This is a genomic window from Bacillus sp. FSL R5-0712 (genome assembly GCF_038593285.1).
In the GTDB taxonomy this organism is placed as follows: domain Bacteria; phylum Bacillota; class Bacilli; order Bacillales; family Bacillaceae; genus Bacillus; species Bacillus safensis.
In genome coordinates this window covers 2874249-2897072 of the sequence record NZ_CP151981.1, presented here as the reverse complement: position 1 = coordinate 2897072, position 22824 = coordinate 2874249, and the positions used below count along the sequence as shown (strand labels likewise).

Sequence of the window (22824 nt, the reverse complement as noted above, 5' to 3'; positions counted from 1 at the left end):
TGGCATTGATCGAGCTTTTTGCCATCAGAAGCGGCACCATGTATGAGCTTGTCACAGAGAGTGTGACACTTCAGGGCCAAAGGTATCAAGCCCCTCGCTCAATTCAGGCAAATATTATCACAAAGCAAGGCAGTCAAACATATTACCGTGTCTCGGAAGGGGACACGGTTCTTTTTAAATGGAAAGGAAAAGAGCTGTTTAGAGGCATTGTTTTTTCCCGTACACCTGTTGAAGGGAAGATGACCTTTACCGCATACGATATGCTCCAATATTTGGTAAAAAACCAAGATGTCTATGTTTTTTCAAATCAAAGAGCAGATCAAATCTTAAGGCGGATTGGAGCTGACTTTCAAATTCCAATGACCTCCATCTCCAATACAGGACATGTCATAAAATCACTAGTGTTTAAAAATGATACAAGCTTGTATGACATGATATTGAAAGCATTGAAAGAAACGAAGCGGCAAACAGGAAGAAACTATCAAATCTATTCTGCTAAAGGCAAGATGGGACTGAGAGCCTGGCCTGATCCAGAGGACGTCTGGGTCATTGAATCAGGCGTCAATCTCATCAGCTATCAATACAGCACCTCGATCGAAGAGACAGCCACTCGTGTTAAGATGCGTACGTCAGCTGATGAACAGGGGAAGAATAAGAAAAAAGGCAGTAAATCCGAGATTGTGGTGATTGAACAGGATAAAGCCGGTCAGAATAAATACGGTATTTTACAGCATGTTGAGACAGTCACTGGGCAAATCAACCAGCCGCAGCTGCAAAAAAGAGCCAAAGTACGGCTGGCAGAGAAAAAAGGCGTCAAACAAGAAGTCAAAAGCATCCAAGCCCTAGGAATTCCTGAGCTGCAAAGCGGTCTCCCGATCTATTTGAAAATTCCTGAAATCAACGTAAAAAAAACTTACTGGATCGATCAAGACAAACATGAATTCAGTGGGGTGAAACACACCATGACCATTGATGTTGTTGAGAAAAATTCCATGCCAAAGGGTGATCAAGCGTGAGATTAAGTGAAGCGATTAAACGATTAGCAGTGAATGCAGTAGACGCAGAATCGCCAATTGATCTTGTTATCGGAGAAGTCACGGCAGTTTCCCCTCTGAGCATCCGATTAAATGAAAATCATAAGCTGATCATTCCAGAAGAATTACTGATTTGGCCGAAGCGCTTAAATAAGGGTGAGGATGATGAGCTGAAAAGGGGAGACAGTATTATGGTGCTTGCAATGGCAGGAGGCCAGTCCTTTTACATCATCGACAAATTGTAAGGGAGGTGATGAACGTGGCACTTTCACCAGAGGAAGAAATCGAGGAAATAGAAGAAGATGAAGAGGTCGAAACCTCAACAACGTATCGAATAGATTTTGAAACTGGCAGACTGACAGGCGAAACCATTTCAGGTATTGAGGCAATCCGGCAATTCATTTATATGACACTTAGGACAGAGCGGTATGCACATCCTATCTACAGTCACGACATTGGCACTGAAATTCAGGAGCTGTTGACGGATACAGAAGCTACGGATGAATACAAAGAAATGGAGATTCCAAGGCTGCTAGAGGAAGCACTGCTCGTTGACGAACGGATTGATCATATTGAAGAGTTAGAGGTCACAAAACAAAATGACTCGTTTCATGTCAAACTAGCGATAGTCACAGATGAGGGCACATTAGAAATAGAGGAGGTGATGGAGGGCGATGTTTGAGGAACAGACGTACGAAGCATTAATGGAAAGAATGCTGGACAGACTGCCAGATGATATAGATAAAAGAGAAAACAGCGTCATTTGGAATGCCTTGGCACCTGCTGCCGCTGAACTGGCCCAGTCTTATATTTGGCTTGACCAAGTGTTTGAGCTGGTCTTTGCAGACACAGCACAAGGAGAGTTTCTAGATCGGCGGGCTGCTGAAGTAGGGATCGAAAGAAAACCAGCCACTAAAGCGGTTTGGTCAGCGGTCATTCAGCCAGACAATATCAACATACCAGCTGGCTCACGTTTTTTTATTGAAGACGTTTATTTCCAGTATTCGAAGGATGGTACGCTAGAATGCGAGACACCTGGTAAAGCCGGCAATGTTCAATTAACAGATCAGCCGCTGCTGTCACTTGATACAATTCCAGGACTTGAATCGATTAAGATGAAAGAACTGGTGATACCAGGTCAAGAGGAGGAAGATGACGCTTCTTTATATGATCGATATTTAATACGTGCGAGGCGGGAGGCTGTCAGTGCCAACAGGGCGCATTATAAAAAATGGGCTGAGGAAGTGCCCGGTGTTGGCAGAGCGAAAGTGTTCCCGCTTTGGAACGGAGAAGGGACAGTCAAAATTGTCATCACAGATGGCAATCTAGATGTTGCATCAGACCTTCTTGTCAAAAGGGTACAGGAATATATCGATCCAGTGCCAGGTGAAGGAGAAGGACAAGCGCCTATAGGCTCGAAAGCAACCGTTGAAAGCGCCAAATGGCTGGATATCGACATAGAAGTGGCTGTCGAACTTCAAATGGACTGGACCCTTGAAGGCGCTCAGAAAGAAATAGAAGAAAAGGTCAAGACACTGTTGAAATCAATCGCATTTGAAAAGAGTACCATTCGAATGTCCGCCTTAAATGATATTCTGTACCATTCAGAAAGTGTGTCAGATTATGCAGATGTGTTATTGAATGGAGAGTCGAAAAACTTAGTATTACAGGACATTGAGATTCCGCGTCTTAGGCAGGTGAAGGTTATTGAGCAAACAGGATGAAATGAAAAACTACCTGCCGCCATATTTTACAGAGATTTATGAAGTTGATCACCTGCTCAAGACAGAGGCACCGGAATTTGAGGGATTGGACGAATCTATTTTCGACTTAACGGATCAGTTCTTTCCTTTAACAGCGACATGGGGATTGAATAGATGGGAAAGAATGCTGAAGGTGCAGCGGGAATCAGATGATTCAATTGAACTGCGCAGGGCACGCTTACTCAATATGATGTCAAATATTCCCCCAATCACGTACCTTTCATTAGAGAAATCAGTCAATCGCTTTCTCAAGAATCCTAGTGCTGTCATCCGTCTCACAACCAATCGCTATCACTTCGCTTTACGTGTGAACCTAGATGATTTGCAAAACACGAGATATATTGTAGAAATACTTGAAACGTTAAAACCCGCACACTTGGCTTATACGTTCACGGCTTTTCATCATACTGATGTACAAGAAAAAAATGATCATCACGGGAGGCTCACACTGCGCAGCAGAGTGGGTTTTTTCGATCATATCCCCATTTTACTCAATGGTGAATTTGTCTTAAATGGTACGTTTTATCTCAGCGGAACAAGAGGGACAACGGATGTGCCTGCTCGTTTTCAGCACTCATTAAACATGAGAATGCCGCTTCAACATCAGTCAGACACAGCATATCGCATGAACTATGTCATGACTGGAGCGGTACATGAAACGAAGCAAGGAGCGGCATTGACTTTACGCACAAAAAATCATCTCCAGCATCAAACCAAGAAGAAGATGACGTTCCGTCTGCCAGTACATGTCCAAACTGAGCAGGATGGAAGCTTACTGATCAAGGATCATTACTGGATTCTCGATGGATCTGTTCCACTGGACGGATCAAAAATGCTAGCAGCAACTTCTAAAAAAATAGATTTATAAGGAGGATCACAATGGCTGATCAATTAACCGTAACAACACTGTATGCACGTCAACAAATGGCAAAGGCAAGAGCCGAAGGAACAAAACTCACAAAAGTCGTCAAAATGGCCTTTGGAAATGGGGGAACGAAGGATGGAAAACCGATCTCACTAGACGGCACTGAACAAAAACTCAAAAAAGAACTAGTTCAAAAAAATATTGATTCGTTTACTTTCATGGAACCAGCAAAAATCCGCTACACCTGCACGATCGCCGAGGGAGAACTGGCAGGAGAAGTGATCAACGAACTAGCACTTGTCGACGAAGACGGTAAATTCACCGCCATCCGCACCATGACAGACAAACAAAAAGACGGCGACATCGAATTTGTTTTTGAGATTGATGATATTTATTAATGGAGGGATTTTAATGGAAATAAATTCACCGAAAACATTTGAAACTAGTGACAAAGCTCATGCTGATTTATTCAATGAAATGGTCCAAACCTTGCTTGAAAACGACAATGGACTGTTAGAACAGCTTACAAGTCACACTCAAGATATGAACTTACATGCATCTGAAGAAGAAAAGAAAAAATGGAATGACTCGCAAATCTATAAAATAACTGCAGATAATGGTATGCAGCTTATCAATGTCTCAGCAGATTCAAAAATATTTGATGCAATTAAGGATAAAGGAACATGTACATTTTACGCAGCTTCTGGAGTAGAAGATTCTCCATCATCGTCAAATATATCACTGAGAGGCATGCAAATAGTAGGCCAAAATAACATAGGTTCAGGCTTTGCAGTAGACATAGCAGGGAAGGCATACAGCTTTTATTACAATCATGGGCATACGACTATTACTTGGACACCTCTTCCGAGTATAAACGATTTAAATAAATGGAATGGAAGTCAATTAATTAAAATTACTAATGACACAGGTGGTGTTCGTGTATCTGTAGATGCAGCAGATAGTCTTCTTGATAAAATATCTGAAACTGGTAAAACATTCGGCACCTTTTATTCTGTGGCTGGTGCAAAAGATAATCCCTCTGAGTCATCTGCCAGAGGGTTTTATCATTTCACTTCGTCTGATAGTAATAATAAAGGAACTTATGGATGGGTTATTGCCATTGATAACAAAAACAACATGTTTACGAATTATCTCGATCTAAATTTAGGCTGGCAAGGTTGGAGACGTAATTTGAGTGAAGCTGATCAACAAATTACATGGATCACACCTAGACTGTTAAATGGATGGAAACAATATAGTTCAAGTGCGCTGCCTATACGTTTCGGTAAAAATGCTTTGGGAGAAGTGGAGATAAACGGTGCTGTTAGAGATGGTGCCTTAGGTGAAGTCCCTGTTTTTGTCCTTCCAGAGGGATACCGCCCGAAACAGTCTGTTTATTATGTGGGGGTTGCTTCTAGTCTTGGTACATCTGGGATACCACAATATCATCGGACATTTATTACAAACGACGGAAGAGTATGTGTACAATTATCCTCTAACTCTGCGAATCCTACAGAATTCATTACGTTTTTAATCAAATTCAGTACATTATAGGAGGTACTAAAATGTGGATTTATAAATATAATGATCAATTAATTTATGTTCCTGGTGAAGAGAAACTCATCAATGAACATGAAAAAATTCCTGAGGGTTTTACCGATGTACCTCCTCCTGTTGAATCGTATATTGCAAAATTTGACCCCAAAAGACGGAAATGGGAGGAAACAGCTACGCAAGAGTATATAAATAGCCTAAAAACAAAACCATTACCTAATGACCTTGAAATATTAAAGGAGCAAAATGCCTTTTTAACCAAACAAATGACACAGATATTACTTGATATAAAAGAGTTGAAATCACTTTAAAACTTTATAAGGGGGAGAAAGATGGTTTTAAAAACACCGCGTTCTTTTGAGATAAGTGACAAAGCGCATGCAGATTTATTTAATAAGATGATACAGATCTTGATTGAAAATGATACAGAACTATTAGCTCAAATTCATCATCATGCAGAAGATACAAACCCTCACGTCTCTGATTCAGAAAAGAAGAAATGGAATGAATCACAGCTATATAAACTGACAAATGATAACGGGTCCCATTTGATCAATATCCCTGCCGGCGGCAGTATTTATGAAGGAATTAAAGAGCTAGGTGCCTGCTCATTCTATGCCCCAGGAGGATCTGGAGTAGTTGATTCTCCTGCTGTTGGGAACGCTGCATTAAGAGGCTTCCAGCTTGTAGGTCAAAACAATATTGGTGTAGGAATCGCAATTGATACATTAGGCAATGCATTTTATTTTTCCTATTATGTAAAAGACATTGGAATCAACTGGGTGCAGATGACAACTCAAAATGAAAAAAACAAATGGGATGCAGGACAATTGTCTAAAATCACTGCTGATGATGGAAAAGCTTTTGAAAGAATTAATGCAGATGATCCTAGCATTTTAGATAAGCTGATAAAATTGCCGGGAGTTCACTCATGGTACATCCATGAAGCACATCCAGATCTTCCGACAAGAAGTTCCATGAGGGCTTTGTCTGTTTTTAGTGAAAATACCTACGGCTGGGTCATCGGTGCAAACAATACAGGAGATGTCTATATTAACCGTTCAACAACTGATGTAACAGGTACCCAACAAGAGTGGAGCGGTTGGAAACGTCTCAATGACCATAACCTATTAAACTCAAAGGGATTAAGACTTTCAATGCCAATAGGTACTGATATTTTAACGCTGCCATCCGGATTTTACTTTGCTGTTGGATCTAATGTTTTAAATATGCCTGTCGATAATGATTCTTCTTGGTTTAATATCGATATTTTAGAAACTGTAAATGGTAGAAAGAGCATTCATATTATTAGAAGTTATGACAACACTCATTGGTTTGGTACTGTTCATACTGACGGTGTTTTCAAAGGGTGGAAAAAAATAGTAACTGATGCCGATTTTGAAAGTGTCAAGTGGCTAGATGTCACATTAGCCAATGGTTCCTCTATTGGAGACAGACCGGTTCAATATGTTAAATGGGGAAACTTATTATTGTTGAGGGGCCATCTGATAGCAAATAGAGAAGTGATCTGTGGAAGTATTCCAAATACAGGCCTACCCGATAAAGGCATAGTAGTATCAGTCCCAGTATCAGGCACAACGGGTCATAGTAAACTATATATATATAAGACAGGAGAGCTAAAACTAACTGGTTTACATGCAGTGAATAACAGTGGGGTAACTGGCTACTATTTAGACACAGTCGTCCCATTAAATTAAGGAAGTGATAGTATGATACAAGTTTATGAGTACAACCATCAAAATGAATTGGTCAGACCTATCGAAGTGTTCGAAAGGGATGAGGAAGGTAATTATGTCATTCCAGATCAATGCACAACAATTGCCCCACCCAATAATCCCTCTTTTTATAAAGCAGCTTTTGATGTGGAAAAACAACAATGGTATGAATCAGCGACACAGGAGTATATAGATAGCCTAAAACCAGCCCCTCTCCCGCCAAGTGATATAGAACTTTTAAAGAAACAAAATGCTTTATTATCTAAACAATTAACGCAGCTATTGGCTATGCAGACAGGGGGGACTTTAGAATGATGTTTCCAACTGTAGCAGATATCAAACAATTTTGGGACTGGCAATGTTACGGCCCAGAGGACATTGCATTTTATGTAAGCATCGGCTGGATCTCGGCAGATGACTATCAAGACATAACAGGAGACAAATACGAAGCCTAATGGCTTATTTTTTTACCGTAAAAAGGTGATTCCGGCGGCTTAGGTTAATCAACCATTAAGTCATAAATTATCCTCAATCTCATTGAAACAATTTATGGAGTTGTAGAAAGGAGAGAACACATTGGATATAAAAACTCCTCGTTCTTTTGAAACGAGTGATAAAGCTCATGCTGATCTATTCAACGATATGTTGAAAATACTGATTCATAACGACACTGGTATATCAGAACAATTAACTAATCATATCGATGATTCGAGACAGCACTCTTCAGAAGTAGAAAAAAAGAAATGGAATGAGTCGCAGCTGTATAAAATTACAGGTGATGACGGAGTACATCTTATAAATATTCCTGCCGGCACAAAAATTTATGACTCAATTAAAGACAAAGGGACATGTACATTTTATGCGCCCAGTGGAATAGAGGATAGCCCTTCACAATTTGCCATTAGAGGGATACAGACAGTGGGACAAAATAACATTGGAACAGGTTTTGCGATAGATACTTCAGGTAATGCATATTACTTCTACTATAATTCTAGCCATTTATCTATCACTTGGACTCAGATTCCGACAGCAGCTGAAAAAGATAAATGGAACAACAGTCAGCTCCATAAAATAACAAGAGATAACGGTCAACCCTTTTACAAAAGCATAAGTGAAACCACCGACTATAACGAAATGACAGAAACAGGAATGTATCTCGTTTATAATACTGGTCTTAATGGTCCAAAAGAAATCAAAAGGGCATTTATGACCGTGATCAGTTATGGGAATACTCTGCTGCAAGCTATATATGATGCAGTTAATGGTCTGAACTCTTTTTATAGAATTAGGAAGACTGACTATACATGGACCGAATGGGAAAGGCAGCTCACATCTACAGATTTAAATGCTATTCAATCATTCCCTATTACTGATAATAATGGACAGGGGAAGGTTTATATCAGTAATACGGACGATTTCCATGAAATATTACCAAAGTATCGAGGTTTAGTTCATTTTGTATCTGCAAATGCGCCAATCAATGGACCTGGTACTGCGTTAAGGGGGATCTGGACTTGTAATAGCACAAGTACGTACGGGCAGGCAATTGGCTTTGACAACTTAAACCGCACGTGGCGTAAGACAATAGCGAATGGCGTATGGTCAAAATGGGAACGTTTGTTAACCAGCGCAGAGCCAATAGAATGGAAGTCCCCGACAAAAATAATAAACGGATGGAAAGAATACGGGACTCAAAAAGTGCAATTTTATAAGAATGCATTTGGAGAGGTAGAGTTAATTGGTTCAATTACAGGGGGTACTATCGGTTTTGAGGTACCTGCTTTTACATTACCAAGTGGTTATCGTCCTATACAGGGAATGCATTTTATAGGGGTAGCATCTAGTATAGGTGGTGGTTCAACACCACAAACACACAGAACACATATTGATACTGATGGTAATGTGTATATACAAAGTGTCTCCAATTCAACAAACCCAAATGAATTTATCACTTTCGGCTTTAAATTCATGGCTGCACAGGAGGGATGAAAGTGAAATGGATATATAAATACGACGGAAAATTCAATTACCTTCCAGGGGAAGAAATAGAAATTGAAGAGGAAGCAGACATCCCAAAAGGATATACAGATGTAAGACCTCAAGATGGTTTGTACAACGGTAAATACAATGAAGAGAAAAGGGCATGGTATGAGTCAGCAACACAAGCATACATTGATAGTTTACAGCCAAAACCGCTGCCACCATCAGAAATTGACCTATTAAAACATCAAAATGCTGATCTGCTTCAGCAGCTGGCAGAGTCAGAAAAGAGAGTAGAAGAACAATCAAAAACAATATCAGAACTTATCATGTTGCTGAATGAAAAGGAGGTCATTTAATTGGATTGGTTCCGTAGTATTTCATTGTTCTATCAATGGAAGTGTTATGAAAATCAAGACGTAGCAAAATTTGTTCGGTTCGAGAAGATTACGCCAAAACAATACAAAGAAATAACAAAAGAAGAATATCCAACAAACGCTGAATAGGCGTTTTTATTTTGCCTCCTTTAAGGATGCGCAAAGTGAGGGAGTAGGTGAGTGCAGTGGAAATGGATTTGACTCAATATTTAATGACACAAGGACCGTTTGCGGTGTTGTTTTGTTGGGTGCTGTTTTACGTATTAAACACAACAAAGGAACGAGAAAACAAGCTCAATGAGCAAATCGAGGCACAAAATGATGTGTTAGCAAAGTTTAGTGAGAAGTATGATGTCGTGATCGACAAGCTTGACAAAATTGAACGGAATTTAAAATAGGAGGTAAATATCATGAAAACATTCGACAAAGGCACTGTGATTCGCACAGTGCTTCTTTTTATTGCTCTGATCAATCAAACGCTTGTCATGTTTGGACAGACGGTGCTGCCGATTAGTGAGGAGCAAGTACAAACCGCAGGTGAGGCACTATATGTGGCAGGTTCTACAATTTTCACTATGGTCACAGCGGTAATAGCTTGGTTTAAAAACAATTATGTGACCTACAAAGGCAAATTACAAAAAGATGCTCTGAAACAAAGAGGGCTAACAAAATAATACTTGAAGGAGAAACAACATGGTAAAAATCATTCAAGCATTGATTCCAAAACAACATCGCAACAGACCAGGAAACACGATGAAGCCGCTCTATATTACAGTGCATAATACATCTAACAGTGCAAAAGGTGCTAATGCGGCCAGTCATGCAGCATTTGTTGCACGTTCAAGTACCGGGGTGAGCTGGCATTACACCGTTGATGATCAGGTGATTTATCAGCATTTACCGTTAAACGAAAACGGCTGGCACGCAGGGGATGGCAGAGGCACCGGCAATATGAAATCAATTGGAATTGAAATTTGTGAAAATGCAGACGGCAGCTTTGAACAAGCAGTTGAAAATGCCCAATGGCTCATTCGAAAGCTGATGGGAGATTTCGGAATTCCTTTATCAAATGTAGTGCCTCATAAACATTGGAGCGGGAAAGAGTGTCCAAGGAAACTTCTTGGACGATGGGATCAGTTTAAAGCTGGAATAGCCACAGCACATACCGGCAGCAAAAGCACAAGAAAACCAGTTCAGACAGAAAGCTTGAGCCACAAAGCACCCGTTTCCAAACAGAAATCGTCAAATCTGCCATCAGGCATTTTAAAAGTCACCAAGCCCTTAACAAAAGGCCCTCAAGTCACTGCCGTGCAAAAAGCCTTATCATCCCTCTATTATTACCCAGACAAAGGGGCAAAAAACAACGGGATTGACGGCTATTATGGACCGAAAACGGCAAATGCGGTCAAGCGGTTCCAGCTCATGAACGGCTTAGCTGCAGACGGAATTTACGGACCGAAGACGAAGAACAAAATCGAACAATTGCTGAAGAAGTAATGATTTGGTAAAAGAGCTATCAGCAAGTGAGGAAATGCCACCTTGCTGATAGCTAACAAAAAATAACATCTTTTGTGATATAATCAACCAAATCAATATCATAAGAGGGGAGAAAAATGAAAAAAGAACTGTTTCAGATCATCATGCTGTCAGTGCTGCTCATCTATTTCATTTATCACGGAGGGAATGACGAGCGATTTCTCTGTGTCCTACACAATCATTCTCATCCTAACTTATCTTTCTGTGATTACATACCGCATCATAAAGTTATGAAGAAAAAACAAAAAACAAACAGAACTGTAACAGATATGTACATAAAAAAACCATCCTTGATTTTACAAGAATGGTTTTTCGTATGGAGCATAGCGGGATCGAACCGCTGACCTCTACGCTGCCAGCGTAGCGCTCTCCCAGCTGAGCTAATGCCCCGGGATGTTTCAACAAATATTATTATATTTAATTCCCCCTTAGAATACAAGGGGGAAGGCTATTTTTTTATTTTTGATGAAAACTTCCTCAAATTTGTATTATGCATTATTTTTAACCTTGGGGACGACTTGGGGACGGAAATTTCCTATCTCTGAATTTGTGTTTCTCAGATGTTTAGGATCAAACTTGTTAAAGTGATTCGCTGCACTCTTTTTCATTTCATCTGTTACATGGCCATATATATCAGATGTTGTTCGGGCGCTAGCGTGTCCTGCACGTCTTTGAATAGCACTTATGCTCTCACCGGCTTCCATCAATAAAGCAACCATAGTGTGACGCAAATCATGTAAACGGATATTTTTTATTCTATACTTTTGTGTAATTCGATTCCATTTGGTCGTTGGTGTCGTAAAGTAATAGGGCTTTCCAAACCCACTGTGAAAGATGTATTGATGATCTCCACCCTCCCAGGCATCTTTTAGCTTTTCCTTCTCTCTTTTCCACATATGATAGTATAGAGACAATTCATTCATATACCAATCTGGCATCTGAACAAATCGTTTTGAACTTTTTGACTTAGGGTCTTTCACATGCGGTTTACCTTGAATGGTCTTTGAAAGAGATCGGTTTATTCTAAATCCACCAGCATCCCAATCCACGTCTAAATGCCATTCAAGCGCTAGACCTTCGCCTCGTCTCAATCCTCCTATCATCGCTGCTAAGAAATAAAGTCTCCATTTAATATCAACTTCTTCATATAGAATCTTAATACATTGAGCAGCTTCATCAGCTTCAAAATAGTTCATTTCCTTCTTCTCGTTAATTGGCAAGGGCAATCCCTTCATTGGATCAATCTTGATAATCTTCCATTCTTCAGCTGCGGTTTTAAAAACCACCTGTAGTAATTTAAAAATATCTAATATTGTTCTTTCTCCTAACCCCCCTGGCTTACCATCTTTTCTCGCACCATCCTTTGATAAATCATCTAAAAAGTCTACGATATGTAAACTCTTTATTCGTTCTATCCTCATATGTCCAAAAACGGGGAGGATATGATTTTTTAAGTGACGCCAATAAACGTCTGATGTTGTCAGAGAATACGGTTTTCCGCTCTTTTGATAGAGCTTTTTTTCTTTCCACTTAGCTATAAAAGATTCAAATGTTAATTTTTCAGGTTCTATGTATTCTCCAGAATTGACTTCCATCTTGAACTGATAAAGCTGATCAGAGAGGTACTCCTGTAATTTTCTTTTTGTTTTTAACAGTTTATGATCTTCTATACGAATAGTTTTATATTTTCTTAACCTTTTTCCATTAGCATCATATCCAGTTTCAACAACTAATCTAAAAGAATTACTTCCTCTTTTTTCAATGCTAGCCATATAAAACGCTCCTTGTCTGAGAAAAAATTTTTTGATAATAATGGTTTAAACGGTGACTTGCAAATTCAGGAGTAACCTTAAAAATATTAGAAACTTTCAAGATAGCTAGTTCAGGTTCTTTGGGTAAATCCAAATCTATTAACATGAATGTTGGAATGCAAAAATGATAAGCAAAATAATTTGCTTGTCTTTCTTGATAGATATTCCATAAAGTTTTAGTCAGATGAAAATTAGAGAATTTGCTAGATTGTCTAACAATATGGCAAAGTTCATGAGCGAAATCCTGCCATTGTTCTACTTTAGATAGATTTTTATTTAGAAAAATAGTGTACAGGTTGTTAATCTCTACATAATGACTCGTATCATTAACATAAAATATCCAAATGTCTAGGTCATTAGCTATTTTGTGTTTATCTAATTGTGAAGGATCAGTGATGCCAATATTACTAAGGAATGACTCAATCCAATCTTCTAGATGACTATTTATATACCTCAATGTGAATTAGCCCCTTTCTATAATGAGAATACAATTGAATGAATTAGAAACGTATGTTCTGTTTTTGCTTAAAAATAAAAGCCCAATAAGGGCATTTTTTATTTAGTTTTAAAGAATAGTTTACCTGTAGTAGATATACTTTTATAAGCTATTAAAAAGTCATCTCCTTTTTTCACTTGGTTCACTATATAACCTTCAAGAGAACCGCCATTATAAACTTCTCCTTTAAAGTCCTGTGGAGCTACAAAACCTAATTCCTGTGTGTAAGGAGATCCATCACTAGTAAAAAAATCGAAGTTAAGGATCGGGGTGAATAGAAGAGGTTCATCATCAGTTTCAGAATCTGTCATCTTCACTTTGACCTTAACAAGTGCCCATTCAAAACCCTTTTTAGGTTTATCAACTGTGCTATTCCTGTCATATAAAACATCAAATGCTTTATCTCCCCGTATAACCTCTTCTACGTTCATTTTTAATTCAGCAGCAAATTCGTTATCTGAAGTACTTATGTAATCGTTGAAATATATTGGCTCTTTAATAGGTATAGGAGCGGTTCGTGTTCCATCTGCTTCTTTTTTAGTTTTCTTCTTAGCAGATGACCCCTCATTTGATTCCTGTTTATCGCTCTTTTCATTTGATTCATTTACTTTAGCACTTTGTGCATTACAAGCAGCTAAAGAAGTTGATATTAAAACAATGAGTAAGTAAAAAAAAGTCTTTTTCAAAATAAGAACCCCCTTCAAGAAATATCATGCAAGTATGAAAGTAATTGAAGTGTTTTTATTTAATCACCATTGAAGTCATTTTGCTTATCCCCTGGTTTACGACCTTCCTGGAGTCTTAGTGCTCTTTCAATTCTTTCAATTCTCTTTTCTATATCTGTATTTCCATCACTTGCAGCAGTAGACGCGTTGCCTGATCTCAGAAGTTGTTCTGCTTCATACCGATAATCTTTTCCAGTTAGCAAATAATCTGTAGATACCCCAAAAATCTCAGCGATCTTCACAATTTCAATATCAGTTAAAGGACGTGTTCCTTTTTCTATTCTGTTCATTACACTGACATTCATATTGATTTTTTGAGCCAACTCTTTTTGGTTCCACTGTTTTTGTTCTCTTAATTTTATTATTCTTTCGCCTACAGCCAGCATCTTTAATCACCAACTTTCTATATTAGCAATATAAATCTTAACATTTTTCCAATGTAGAAAAAAATAAATTGCTAAATTAGAAATAAAACAGTTGAAATTTCTTTTTTAGAAATGTATTATTGAATCAACAACAAGATTTCTAAAACAGAAATCGAGAGGAGGGAAATATGTTAGATTTAAAATTTGTCAAATCGAGACGTAATGTCAAACAAATTAATTTACAACAAATGGCCAGGGCTTTAGGATTCAAAAATGCCTCAACATATATGAAATATGAGACAGGAGAATATGCCTTTAAAGCAAACCATCTCCCAATCTTGGCTAAAGAATTAGACTGTGACATTAAGGATTTCTTTCGGAAATAAATTTCTGAAATAGAAATCTAATTTAATGACTAGGAGAGATAAGATATGCCAACAAAATCAACTATGAGTGTTCAAGAAACGGCTGATTTTCTTGGAGTCCATCATGACACGGTTTACACAATGGTGAAGGAGCGGCAAATACCATTCTTCCGAGTAAGGAAAAGAATTTTCTTTACACGAGAAGTTCTAGAAGAATGGCAAATGTCACAAATGGAATCCAACTTTCAGCCAGTGAATGATTAAGAATTTACCACCTTAGAATACAGCGGATATATGAGATTTGCTGTTCCAATTCGGAACATGTTCCAGATAGGAACATTGAGAGGGGGTGGAGAGGTTTTGAAGTTGGGTGTGGTGCTTCGTAAAGCCCGAGTGCAAGCAGGCATTTCCCAAGAGAAGTTAGCGGAAATGCTTAGCCGCTCTCGCAGTTGCATCTCAAAGATTGAAAATGATCAGAAGGTACTTGATGTACCTACATATGTACGGTGGATGGAAGCGACAAATGCAAAAGAGGCAATGATTGCAACATTATGCGGCATTGATCCACTGGCAGTCACACAGCAAATAACGGCCATCATGGCCCTGTTCGGAGGATGAAGATGAAGAAACGAAATTCGATTTTCAAAAATATCAATAACGATGCAATAACAAGAGAAATGATTTGCATCGAAGAACTGCAAAAACGATTGATGAAAGCTTTAAAGAAAGGTGATACCGATACGGCATTAGCGACTCATCAAGATATATCTAAATCTTTAAAAGAAATCAAGCGGTATGAAAAACAAGCAAAGGTGCAATTGTTGATGTCAGTTGCAAAGATTACGCCAGTAACATATCCAAAATCATTAAAAAACAAAATGAAAGGGTTGATTTAAATGAAATACATGTTCACTGCAAGCAAGTTGATGAAGGCTAAGGAAGTAAAGGAAATGTGTAAGTTACGCGATGACGAGGATGTGAAGATCTCTAATTTTCAAACTGAAACCCGTTTAAAGTCTCAACTAGGTTTAGGACAAAGAAAAAAGCAGCAAGCTCCTACACTCACTGCTTAGTTCATGAATAACGAATTGATCAATATGAATTATATCGCTCTTTAAAGAGCACGACAAGTTTTATTCTTGTCGTCCGGCTTGCGGATGGGCATTACGCACACACCCCATCCCCTCAAATCATGCACCATCCGCAGTCGGACGATGCGAATAAGCATCAATAAATAATAGGAGGAAGAAGATTATGTTTTTTGAAAAAGCGGTTATACAACCATTCAGTGATCACACTGGCGATCAAGTAAGACTATCTAAAGTAAATGGCTCCATTCTCATGGACAACAACGGAAAACCTCACTTCTATTTCCCTAATCAAGAGGCTTTTGAGAAATTCAAAAAGCTCAAAGCCGACGCGATCCGAAGAAAGGTTGGTGTTTTAGCATGAACATTGAACATCCAATAATTACTCAAATAAATGCTACTGGTTATCCAAAAGGAATTGAAGTGGTTGATGTCGTTGGAACTGACTACTTTGGGGATGAGATTTTTTCTAATGATGAGTATGTCATTGATGAGAATGTTGGGGAAATGATTCTAGTTGATAACTTGGAACGCTATCTGAAGGAGCAACTGGATTTCACCTTTGTGAATGCAAAATAAAAAGGTCCACTCCCACAAGTGAACCAATTACAAAAAAAGAAAATAAAAGTGTCAACCCCTATTATAGCAGGTTGGCACTGTAAATCAATGGAGGCTTGTTCATGACCAAAAATATCAGGTTGGCAGAACTCCATCTATCAAACTTCAAGGGTGTAACATCATTCACCCTTGAAACAGGTGGAGACAGCGCAAAGGTCTATGGTGATAACGCTACAGGCAAAACAACGTTGTTTGACGCTTTCACGTGGCTGCTCTTTGATAAAGACAGCCAAAACAAAAAAGATTTTGAGATCAAGACTCTCTCAAAAGATAACAAAGCAGTAAGCGGCGTGGATCATGAGGTATCGGCTGTCTTACTAATTGATGGAAAGTCGATTGAGTTGAAAAAGGTCTATTCAGAGAAATGGACCAAGAAACGGGGATCAGCAAAGCAAGTCTTTTCTGGCCATACCACTGACTATTATGTCAATGACGTGCCAGTTAAGAAAAAAGAGTTTGCTGAGAAGGTCAATGAGATCATCTCTGAGGATATTTTCAAACTGATAACTTCTCCTTCTTATTTCAATGAACAAATGAAGTGGCAGGAGCGTTTAGACGTACTCATGGAGATCGGTGGTGCTGTGACTGATGAGGACGTTATTTCAAAAAGCAATTCATTGTCAAAGCTTCAATCCATCTTAGATGGAAAAAGTCTGGATGAGCAAAAGCGCATCCTTACTGAAAAACGCAAAAAGATCACTAAACTTCTGGAGCAATTTCCGGTCAGGATTGATGAGATCAATCGATCTATTGAAGATGTAACTGCTCTTGACCAGGAGCAGTTGAAAGAAGATTTAAAAGCAATACAGGCATCAATTGATGATATGGAGAAAGAAGCCCGCTCTATCAAAGCGGATGCAGGTGCAGATCGTAAAAAGCGTATGCTTCAGCTCGAAGGCGATCTGCAAAAAATCATGAATGAGTATGACTCAAAAAGATTTCAAGTAGTGAATGAGAAAAAAGAAGCCTACTACCTAGCGAAAAACAGCCTTACTCAAACCCAAAATGATCTCATTAACTTGATTACGAAGAAGGAGCACTTAACATCTTTCTTATCACAAATCGATAAAGAACGTGTTGAGTTGCGGGAAGAATGGTCTAAAAAAAATGAAGAAACGTTTGAGGATCATCAAATAGAATGTCCGACTTGCGGACAAGCACTTCCTGAAAGTGAAATTAATGCTGCTATTGAGAAATTCAATTTACAAAAAAGTGAATCCCTAGAGCGCATAGTAGATAAGGGGAAACAATTAGGAATTGAATATGACAAAAAGCAAAATGAGCTGTATGAAGTTGATGAGCAAATTCAAAAGTTGAATTTGGAAGAGAAATTTAAGGCTTCAAATTTAGAAAAACTGAAAGAAGATATGGAGAAAGCTGAAGCATCCATTGCTCCGCTCTCCAATAATCCAACATATATAGAAAAGGTCGAGGAGATCGAAAAAATCAAAAACGAGATCCAGTCAGATGAGCAGGAGACAAGTGGAACTGTGCAAGCCATTAATGAACAGATCAAGGAGAAGCAGCAGGAAATGACCTTGATCCGCAATGATCTTTCTCGCATCGATCAAGCTCAAAAGGCTCTCAATCGAATTGATGAGCTGAAGGAAGAAGAACGAAAAATGGCTGATGAATATAACGAGGTAGAACAGCAGTCATTTCTTATTGAAGAGTTCATCAGAACCAAGATGAATCTTATGGAAGAACAGATAAACAGCAAATTCAAATTTGCCCGCTTCAAGCTCTTTGAAGAGCAAGTCAACGGCGGTTTAACAGAAACCTGTGAAACGCTTTATGAAGGCGTGCCTTACTCTAAAGGGTTGAACAATGCGGCACGTATTAATGTCGGTTTAGACATCATTAATACGTTAAATGAGCATTATGGTATTTCTGCGCCGATCTTCGTTGATAACAGCGAGGCGGTCACGAATCTAATCGATGTGAATGCTCAAGTTATTAGCTTGATAGTATCCGAGAAGGACAAGCAGCTGCGAGTTAAAACTGATGACAACTTGCTGACTGTAGATTGTGAGGTGATCGCATGAGTGAAGTGGTAGAGGTGAAAGTTCTTTCAGGTATAGGTTGGGAAGATTGCAGACGTGAAAGACTTCTGATTGATGGTAAACAGGTCATGGACGTTCGTCCGCTCTCTGAATGTCCAGAAGATGCAATTTTGGAAAGAGACCTAAAAGGTCCAACGGATTTTGCTGAAATGCTAGAGACATTTCTAAGAGAGCATAAAGGCAAAAAGGTCAGATTTATTTATGAGGAGGATACGGATGAGTAATCAACAATCAAATCCAAACACAAAATTGATGGAAAAACCATCAGTATTTGCTGTGAATGGAGAAGAGGTAAAACTCACAGGGAATACGGTGAAAACCTATTTAGTACGCGGTAATGCAGATGTAACGGATCAAGAAGTGGTCATGTTTATCAACCTCTGCAAATACCAGAAACTCAATCCATTTTTGAATGAGGCATATCTGGTGAAATTTAAGGGATCGCCAGCACAAATTATTGTTGGAAAAGAAGCATTTATGAAGCGTGCTGAAAACAATGAAGAATTCGCCGGAATACGTGCAGGAATTATTGTTGAACGGGACGGTGAAATGGTGGATATAGAGGGTGCTATCAAACTACCAAATGACAAATTGTTAGGTGGATGGGCCACCGTTTATCGAAAAGATCGTGAAACACCTACACCTGTTCGGATAAGTTTTGATGAGTTCAGCAAAGGTCAATCAACTTGGAAAACGATGCCGATGAACATGATCCGCAAAACAGCCATTGTTAATGCTTTAAGGGAAGCCTTTCCTAATTCTCTTGGAAACATGTATACGGACGAAGAAACACCTGACACAACTGAAACAGTTGCTCGAGAAGTAAATGAAAATGCAAATTCAGAAACTATTGATATGGATTATACCGTTTCTGACGAGCCGATAAAGGAGCCAGAAGAGAAGCAGCAGCCATCTGACTCAAAACCTTCAGCTTTATCCGAGGAGCCACCATTTTGATTGAGATCAAAGCTATCTCGTCAAGCAGTAAGGGGAATTGCTATCGGGTGACTGATGGTAAAACCCCGCTCCTTTTGGAGTGTGGTATCACTTTCAAAGAGATGCAACGTGCTTTTGATTTCGATATGAGCTTTGCTGGTTGTCTCATCACTCATGAGCATGGTGATCACTGCAAGGCTTTAAAAGATGTCCTACGTTCAGGAATCGATTCTTATATGTCTCATGGAACGGCAAAAGCTCTTGGAGTTGAAAATCATCACAGAATCAATCTTGTAAAAGCTCGGCAGGCGTTTAGGATCGGCACGTGGCTAATTATGCCCTTTGATGTTCAACACGACGTATCAGAGCCATATGGCTTCCTGTTGGCTAATGAGGACGGAGACAAGCTGCTCTTTGCCACTGACACCTATTACATCAAATATAAGTTTCCTGGACTCACGCACATTATGGTTGAGTGCAATTACTCTGAATCGATCTTGGATGCAAATATCGAAAATGGGAGCATCCATAAAAGCATGCGTAACCGGCTCATCCAGTCGCATTTCAGCTTAGAGAATGTAAAGACATTCCTTGCGGCAAATGACTTGTCAAAAGTGCAGGAAATATGGTTGTTGCACCTATCTGACACAAACAGTGATGAGCAACTATTCAAACAAGAAATAGCAAAACAAACAGGAAAGGTTGTCTATGTTCCGAAATGAGCGAGCTTTTTAAAACAGCTTATCCCTATTGTTTTATTACGATGGCTAGATCAGTAGCTCCAGACATGCGGAAAAAGGTATTGGCCATGTACATAAGCACTTATATGGCTAAGTATGAACCGCATCTTGAAGTCGTGAAAATTGAAGGCAAATACGCTATTTGCAGACTCAAAAGCAAATAGTTGGGAAGGAGGAATTTGTTTGTCTACTGGATGGATAAAACTACATCGCAAGATATTTGATCATGAAATCTGGAATGATGTTACTACTTTTAGACTTTTTACATTGTTGTTATTGAAAGCGAGCCATCAAGACGGGATCAAAATTAACGGCATTGAATTGAAGAAGGGTCAGTATATCCGCTCCTATTCTAAGTTGTGTGAGGACCTTTGTTACAAGGAACGAAGAGCCCTAAAAAAAGTATCTAAAAGTACAATTTTACGTTCCATAAAGAAACTTGTAGAGAACGGTATGGTCACCGTTTGCGAAACGGATATTGGAACACTATTCACCATAGTGAAATACGAGTCATACCAAGGCTTAGACGGTCAAAACAATTCTAATTACAGAACGGCTAATGAACCTTCAACGGAACGATTGCAGAACGATTGCGGAACGATTGCAGAACCAAAACAAGAATTAAAGAATTCAAGAATTAAAGAATTTAAAGAAGAGGAAGAAGAGAGATCGCCAGTAGAAAATGATCTAACTCCTTTCCAACAAATCGAAGATAAATACTTGTCTCGAAAAGGTGGATTGATGATAACTCCTGCTGATGCACAGGCCATCGAAAGAGTTATTCATGAAAAAATACCACTTGAAGACATAATGAAGTGGATCGACGAGATATTTGATCAATACCGACCAAGACATAGAGCGGACGGCATTAAAACATTTGCATATCTGGAGAAGGGCATTCTTGATCGATGGCATGCCAAAAACAATCAACCTAGCAACATATCTGAATTTAAACCTAAGAAACAACAAGACAACTTATCAGCATTAGCTCAATACGCCAAAGAAAAAGGCATTAAATTTGGAGGAGGATTAGCATGACTGAAGAACAAGCGATGATCATCTTAACCAGGGTAGCAGCTGCGTATCCGAGATTTGAACTTACTACTGACACCGTTGGAAAAGAAAGAATCAGGCTTTGGTTAGAGCATTTAACTGCACTGCCGTATGAGGCAGTTTCAAAAAAAGTTGATCAACATATTGCTGAAAAACGTTTCCCTCCTGCTATTGCGGAGATACAAGTACATCAACCAGAGAAAAACGAGTTTCTAGAGCAGCAGAAAGAGTGGGAAAAGAATGCAAAATTTGCGAAACAGCGAAGCTGAACAGTTTCTACTGGGTTGCATCATCCTTGAAGGCGATCTAATCAAGGAAACAGCTTTAGAGTCTAAGCATTTTGCTGAAGAGCGTCACAAGAAAATTTTTGCCGCGATGAGGGAAGTGGACAAGCTAGGTAAACAAGTAGAAATGGCCAATATCGCTGCATCTATGGGGGACACTTTAAATGCAGTTGGGGGTTTCGAATACTTAACCAACCTAGCAAGCGCTGTTCCATCTACTCATTCATTTGAAACCTATGAAACATTAATTTACGAGGCTTTTAGACTTAGAGATGTGCAAAGTGCTGCTTTAGCATTTGCCAGCTCCCCTACTGATGAGGGCATCACTGAGCTTTATCAAAAAACCATTGAAGCACAAGAAGTTGGTGTAAAAGAGACTCGTACGAAAATGGATGTATTAACCGAGATTTTCATGAGCATGGAAGAAGATCATGGTGATCTTACAGGAGTCGACACTGGCCTTCCGGACCTGAACGATATGACAGGTGGTTGGCAAAAAAGCGATTTGATTATCGTAGCTGCTCGTCCATCGATGGGGAAAACAGCATTCGCTCTCAACCTTGGTTATAATAACGCGCAAAATGGTGGAGTAACCGACATATTTTCACTAGAAATGTCAGATACACAATTGACTCACCGTATGTTAAGCAGCGTAGGGAGTATTGAAGGGACAAAGTGGAGGAATCCAAGGAAATATTTTAGTGAGGATGATTATGATAGAGCCAACAAAGCTATGGGTGAATACGAAAAATTAGACATTTATATTCATGATCACCCCACTCAAACCGTCGCAGACATTCGCTCTAAAATCCGTAAGACAAAAAAAGATCACCCTGACCAAGATCATTTAGTCATCATTGATTATCTTCAACTTATCACACCGATTGGTAAAGCTGAGAGCAAAAACCATGAGGTTGGTGAGATCACGAGAGAACTTAAAAATATGGCTAGAAGTTTCAACGTTCCGATCATCTTGTTATCACAGCTTTCACGCGGCGTAGAAAGTCGAAATGATAAACGCCCCATGATGTCTGATCTGCGAGATTCAGGGAGTATAGAGCAGGATGCTGATATAGTGACTTTCCTTTATCGGGATGATTACTACAACAAACAAAGCGAAGCTAAAAACATTGTTGAAATCATTTTTGCAAAACAACGGAATGGATCAACAGGAACAATAACCGTTGCCTTTGTGAAAGAGTACGGGAAGTTTTTAAATCTATCGCGGCAAATGGAAGCCGCAATGTGAAATGAGGAATGAACATGTCAATCAATAGCAATCAGCGTAAACAGTTCCTTCTCAATGAACTGAAGCGCATCGGATATAAACCAAGTGAGAATGAAAATCTCGAAAACCTATCACTCTATGATCTCGAAATGCTAGTAATCACGAAAAAGAGCGAGCGAGGAAATAAGGTTTTAACATACAACGCGA

The 22824-nt window shown here is 39.1% G+C and carries 34 protein-coding genes and 1 tRNA gene; 30 read left to right on the top strand and 5 right to left on the bottom strand.

The window, feature by feature from the left end; all coding sequences use genetic code 11:
- Positions 1-5: 5 nt before the first annotated feature.
- The 17 genes from NSU11_RS15010 (at position 6) to NSU11_RS14930 (ending at position 10806) form a co-directional block, all read left to right on the top strand.
- The gene (locus NSU11_RS15010; RefSeq protein ID WP_024423254.1) at positions 6-1016 is read left to right on the top strand and encodes a hypothetical protein; all 1011 of its coding nucleotides are present in this window, start codon (positions 6-8) and stop codon (positions 1014-1016) included.
- Positions 1013-1279: a DUF2577 family protein gene (locus NSU11_RS15005; RefSeq protein ID WP_024423253.1), complete on the top strand. Its 267-nt coding sequence runs from the start codon at positions 1013-1015 to the stop codon at positions 1277-1279. Before NSU11_RS15010 ends, NSU11_RS15005 begins: the two co-directional genes overlap by 4 nt.
- Positions 1280-1293: 14 nt before the next feature.
- Positions 1294-1716 carry a DUF2634 domain-containing protein gene (locus NSU11_RS15000; RefSeq protein ID WP_024423252.1) on the top strand — a complete coding sequence of 141 codons (423 nt, stop codon included), beginning with the start codon at positions 1294-1296 and terminating at the stop codon, positions 1714-1716.
- Positions 1709-2758, top strand: a complete 1050-nt coding sequence (locus NSU11_RS14995) for a baseplate J/gp47 family protein (protein WP_024423251.1) — start codon at positions 1709-1711, stop codon at positions 2756-2758. Before NSU11_RS15000 ends, NSU11_RS14995 begins: the two co-directional genes overlap by 8 nt.
- The gene (locus NSU11_RS14990) at positions 2742-3665 is read left to right on the top strand and encodes a YmfQ family protein (protein WP_024423250.1); all 924 of its coding nucleotides are present in this window, start codon (positions 2742-2744) and stop codon (positions 3663-3665) included. The genes NSU11_RS14995 and NSU11_RS14990 overlap by 17 nt, the downstream gene beginning before the upstream one ends.
- Before the next feature lie 11 nt (positions 3666-3676).
- Positions 3677-4060 (top strand): phage tail protein, encoded by a 384-nt coding sequence (locus tag NSU11_RS14985; protein ID WP_024423249.1) that lies wholly within the window; start codon positions 3677-3679, stop codon positions 4058-4060.
- A 13-nt stretch (positions 4061-4073) separates the two neighbouring features.
- The gene (locus NSU11_RS14980; protein ID WP_024423248.1) at positions 4074-5216 is read left to right on the top strand and encodes a hypothetical protein; all 1143 of its coding nucleotides are present in this window, start codon (positions 4074-4076) and stop codon (positions 5214-5216) included.
- Positions 5217-5227: 11 nt separating this feature from the next.
- The gene (locus NSU11_RS14975; protein WP_024423247.1) at positions 5228-5527 is read left to right on the top strand and encodes a hypothetical protein; all 300 of its coding nucleotides are present in this window, start codon (positions 5228-5230) and stop codon (positions 5525-5527) included.
- Positions 5528-5548: 21 nt separating this feature from the next.
- Positions 5549-6934: a hypothetical protein gene (locus NSU11_RS14970; RefSeq protein ID WP_024423246.1), complete on the top strand. Its 1386-nt coding sequence runs from the start codon at positions 5549-5551 to the stop codon at positions 6932-6934.
- Between the two features lie 12 nt (positions 6935-6946).
- On the top strand, positions 6947-7267 hold the full coding sequence (locus NSU11_RS14965; RefSeq protein ID WP_034624531.1) for a hypothetical protein: 321 nt from the start codon (positions 6947-6949) through the stop codon (positions 7265-7267).
- Positions 7264-7407, top strand: coding sequence for an XkdX family protein (locus NSU11_RS14960; protein WP_034624530.1), 144 nt, complete (start codon positions 7264-7266; stop codon positions 7405-7407). Before NSU11_RS14965 ends, NSU11_RS14960 begins: the two co-directional genes overlap by 4 nt.
- A gap of 121 nt (positions 7408-7528) precedes the next feature.
- A complete protein-coding gene (locus NSU11_RS14955) occupies positions 7529-8941 on the top strand; it encodes a hypothetical protein (RefSeq protein ID WP_024423244.1) in 1413 nt (470 codons plus the stop codon).
- A gap of 2 nt (positions 8942-8943) precedes the next feature.
- Positions 8944-9291: a hypothetical protein gene (locus NSU11_RS14950; RefSeq protein ID WP_024423243.1), complete on the top strand. Its 348-nt coding sequence runs from the start codon at positions 8944-8946 to the stop codon at positions 9289-9291.
- Positions 9292-9438: an XkdX family protein gene (locus NSU11_RS14945; protein WP_134817523.1), complete on the top strand. Its 147-nt coding sequence runs from the start codon at positions 9292-9294 to the stop codon at positions 9436-9438.
- 56 nt (positions 9439-9494) lie between these two features.
- The gene (locus NSU11_RS14940; protein WP_008344062.1) at positions 9495-9707 is read left to right on the top strand and encodes a BhlA/UviB family holin-like peptide; all 213 of its coding nucleotides are present in this window, start codon (positions 9495-9497) and stop codon (positions 9705-9707) included.
- Positions 9708-9719: 12 nt separating this feature from the next.
- Positions 9720-9983, top strand: coding sequence for a phage holin (locus NSU11_RS14935; RefSeq protein WP_024423242.1), 264 nt, complete (start codon positions 9720-9722; stop codon positions 9981-9983).
- Positions 9984-10002: 19 nt separating this feature from the next.
- Complete coding sequence (locus NSU11_RS14930) at positions 10003-10806, top strand: N-acetylmuramoyl-L-alanine amidase (RefSeq protein WP_149126343.1); 804 nt, start codon at positions 10003-10005, stop codon at positions 10804-10806.
- A 356-nt stretch (positions 10807-11162) separates the two neighbouring features.
- Here the strand turns inward: NSU11_RS14930 and NSU11_RS14925 are convergent.
- The 5 genes from NSU11_RS14925 to NSU11_RS14905 form a co-directional block, all read right to left on the bottom strand.
- Positions 11163-11235: transfer RNA gene (locus NSU11_RS14925), tRNA-Ala, on the bottom strand.
- A 98-nt stretch (positions 11236-11333) separates the two neighbouring features.
- Positions 11334-12617 (bottom strand): site-specific integrase, encoded by a 1284-nt coding sequence (locus NSU11_RS14920; protein ID WP_165379112.1) that lies wholly within the window; start codon positions 12615-12617, stop codon positions 11334-11336.
- Positions 12610-13113 (bottom strand): ImmA/IrrE family metallo-endopeptidase, encoded by a 504-nt coding sequence (locus NSU11_RS14915; protein ID WP_256688668.1) that lies wholly within the window; start codon positions 13111-13113, stop codon positions 12610-12612. The genes NSU11_RS14920 and NSU11_RS14915 overlap by 8 nt, the downstream gene beginning before the upstream one ends.
- A gap of 98 nt (positions 13114-13211) precedes the next feature.
- Positions 13212-13838: a hypothetical protein gene (locus NSU11_RS14910; RefSeq protein WP_256688667.1), complete on the bottom strand. Its 627-nt coding sequence runs from the start codon at positions 13836-13838 to the stop codon at positions 13212-13214.
- A gap of 59 nt (positions 13839-13897) precedes the next feature.
- A complete protein-coding gene (locus NSU11_RS14905) occupies positions 13898-14263 on the bottom strand; it encodes a helix-turn-helix transcriptional regulator (RefSeq protein WP_256688666.1) in 366 nt (121 codons plus the stop codon).
- Between the two features lie 167 nt (positions 14264-14430).
- Between NSU11_RS14905 and NSU11_RS14900 the strand changes: the two genes are divergently transcribed.
- The 13 genes from NSU11_RS14900 (at position 14431) to dnaB (ending at position 22638) form a co-directional block, all read left to right on the top strand.
- Positions 14431-14628, top strand: coding sequence for a helix-turn-helix transcriptional regulator (locus NSU11_RS14900; protein WP_256688665.1), 198 nt, complete (start codon positions 14431-14433; stop codon positions 14626-14628).
- Positions 14629-14673: 45 nt separating this feature from the next.
- Positions 14674-14871 (top strand): helix-turn-helix domain-containing protein, encoded by a 198-nt coding sequence (locus NSU11_RS14895; protein ID WP_061409410.1) that lies wholly within the window; start codon positions 14674-14676, stop codon positions 14869-14871.
- A gap of 96 nt (positions 14872-14967) precedes the next feature.
- Entirely contained in the window at positions 14968-15225 is a 258-nt protein-coding gene (locus tag NSU11_RS14890) for a helix-turn-helix transcriptional regulator (protein ID WP_234712496.1), read from the top strand.
- Positions 15226-15227: 2 nt separating this feature from the next.
- Positions 15228-15503: a hypothetical protein gene (locus NSU11_RS14885; RefSeq protein ID WP_256688664.1), complete on the top strand. Its 276-nt coding sequence runs from the start codon at positions 15228-15230 to the stop codon at positions 15501-15503.
- Positions 15504-15861: 358 nt separating this feature from the next.
- Complete coding sequence (locus tag NSU11_RS14880) at positions 15862-16059, top strand: hypothetical protein (protein WP_256688663.1); 198 nt, start codon at positions 15862-15864, stop codon at positions 16057-16059.
- Positions 16056-16274 (top strand): hypothetical protein, encoded by a 219-nt coding sequence (locus tag NSU11_RS14875; protein WP_256688662.1) that lies wholly within the window; start codon positions 16056-16058, stop codon positions 16272-16274. Before NSU11_RS14880 ends, NSU11_RS14875 begins: the two co-directional genes overlap by 4 nt.
- 101 nt (positions 16275-16375) lie before the next feature.
- Positions 16376-18358, top strand: coding sequence for an AAA family ATPase (locus tag NSU11_RS14870; protein WP_256688661.1), 1983 nt, complete (start codon positions 16376-16378; stop codon positions 18356-18358).
- Positions 18355-18600, top strand: coding sequence for a hypothetical protein (locus NSU11_RS14865; RefSeq protein ID WP_256688660.1), 246 nt, complete (start codon positions 18355-18357; stop codon positions 18598-18600). The genes NSU11_RS14870 and NSU11_RS14865 overlap by 4 nt, the downstream gene beginning before the upstream one ends.
- Complete coding sequence (gene bet, locus NSU11_RS14860; protein WP_256688659.1) at positions 18593-19333, top strand: phage recombination protein Bet; 741 nt, start codon at positions 18593-18595, stop codon at positions 19331-19333. The genes NSU11_RS14865 and bet overlap by 8 nt, the downstream gene beginning before the upstream one ends.
- The gene (locus NSU11_RS14855; protein WP_256688658.1) at positions 19330-20034 is read left to right on the top strand and encodes an MBL fold metallo-hydrolase; all 705 of its coding nucleotides are present in this window, start codon (positions 19330-19332) and stop codon (positions 20032-20034) included. Before bet ends, NSU11_RS14855 begins: the two co-directional genes overlap by 4 nt.
- 201 nt (positions 20035-20235) lie before the next feature.
- Positions 20236-21090, top strand: coding sequence for a hypothetical protein (locus NSU11_RS14850; protein WP_256688657.1), 855 nt, complete (start codon positions 20236-20238; stop codon positions 21088-21090).
- Positions 21087-21374: a replicative helicase loader/inhibitor gene (locus NSU11_RS14845; protein ID WP_256688656.1), complete on the top strand. Its 288-nt coding sequence runs from the start codon at positions 21087-21089 to the stop codon at positions 21372-21374. The genes NSU11_RS14850 and NSU11_RS14845 overlap by 4 nt, the downstream gene beginning before the upstream one ends.
- Positions 21346-22638: a replicative DNA helicase gene (dnaB, locus tag NSU11_RS14840; RefSeq protein WP_335350950.1), complete on the top strand. Its 1293-nt coding sequence runs from the start codon at positions 21346-21348 to the stop codon at positions 22636-22638. Before NSU11_RS14845 ends, dnaB begins: the two co-directional genes overlap by 29 nt.
- The last annotated feature ends 186 nt before the right edge of the window (positions 22639-22824 follow it).

What these genes read in the sequence shown, in the direction of transcription:
- NSU11_RS14995 (WP_024423251.1), top strand. Translation starts at nt 1,709, where the DNA reads ATGTTTGAGGAACAGACGTACGAAGCATTAATGGAAAGAATGCTGGAC.
- NSU11_RS14985 (WP_024423249.1), top strand. Translation starts at nt 3,677, where the DNA reads ATGGCTGATCAATTAACCGTAACAACACTGTATGCACGTCAACAAATG.
- NSU11_RS14980 (WP_024423248.1), top strand. Translation starts at nt 4,074, where the DNA reads ATGGAAATAAATTCACCGAAAACATTTGAAACTAGTGACAAAGCTCAT.
- NSU11_RS14975 (WP_024423247.1), top strand. Translation starts at nt 5,228, where the DNA reads ATGTGGATTTATAAATATAATGATCAATTAATTTATGTTCCTGGTGAA.
- NSU11_RS14970 (WP_024423246.1), top strand. Translation starts at nt 5,549, where the DNA reads ATGGTTTTAAAAACACCGCGTTCTTTTGAGATAAGTGACAAAGCGCAT.
- NSU11_RS14965 (WP_034624531.1), top strand. Translation starts at nt 6,947, where the DNA reads ATGATACAAGTTTATGAGTACAACCATCAAAATGAATTGGTCAGACCT.
- NSU11_RS14960 (WP_034624530.1), top strand. Translation starts at nt 7,264, where the DNA reads ATGATGTTTCCAACTGTAGCAGATATCAAACAATTTTGGGACTGGCAA.
- NSU11_RS14935 (WP_024423242.1), top strand. Translation starts at nt 9,720, where the DNA reads ATGAAAACATTCGACAAAGGCACTGTGATTCGCACAGTGCTTCTTTTT.
- NSU11_RS14930 (WP_149126343.1), top strand. Translation starts at nt 10,003, where the DNA reads ATGGTAAAAATCATTCAAGCATTGATTCCAAAACAACATCGCAACAGA.
- NSU11_RS14920 (WP_165379112.1), bottom strand. Translation starts at nt 12,617, where the DNA reads ATGGCTAGCATTGAAAAAAGAGGAAGTAATTCTTTTAGATTAGTTGTT.
- NSU11_RS14905 (WP_256688666.1), bottom strand. Translation starts at nt 14,263, where the DNA reads ATGCTGGCTGTAGGCGAAAGAATAATAAAATTAAGAGAACAAAAACAG.
- NSU11_RS14900 (WP_256688665.1), top strand. Translation starts at nt 14,431, where the DNA reads ATGTTAGATTTAAAATTTGTCAAATCGAGACGTAATGTCAAACAAATT.
- NSU11_RS14895 (WP_061409410.1), top strand. Translation starts at nt 14,674, where the DNA reads ATGCCAACAAAATCAACTATGAGTGTTCAAGAAACGGCTGATTTTCTT.
- NSU11_RS14885 (WP_256688664.1), top strand. Translation starts at nt 15,228, where the DNA reads ATGAAGAAACGAAATTCGATTTTCAAAAATATCAATAACGATGCAATA.
- NSU11_RS14880 (WP_256688663.1), top strand. Translation starts at nt 15,862, where the DNA reads ATGTTTTTTGAAAAAGCGGTTATACAACCATTCAGTGATCACACTGGC.
- NSU11_RS14875 (WP_256688662.1), top strand. Translation starts at nt 16,056, where the DNA reads ATGAACATTGAACATCCAATAATTACTCAAATAAATGCTACTGGTTAT.
- NSU11_RS14870 (WP_256688661.1), top strand. Translation starts at nt 16,376, where the DNA reads ATGACCAAAAATATCAGGTTGGCAGAACTCCATCTATCAAACTTCAAG.
- NSU11_RS14865 (WP_256688660.1), top strand. Translation starts at nt 18,355, where the DNA reads ATGAGTGAAGTGGTAGAGGTGAAAGTTCTTTCAGGTATAGGTTGGGAA.
- bet (WP_256688659.1), top strand. Translation starts at nt 18,593, where the DNA reads ATGAGTAATCAACAATCAAATCCAAACACAAAATTGATGGAAAAACCA.
- NSU11_RS14845 (WP_256688656.1), top strand. Translation starts at nt 21,087, where the DNA reads ATGACTGAAGAACAAGCGATGATCATCTTAACCAGGGTAGCAGCTGCG.
- dnaB (WP_335350950.1), top strand. Translation starts at nt 21,346, where the DNA reads ATGCAAAATTTGCGAAACAGCGAAGCTGAACAGTTTCTACTGGGTTGC.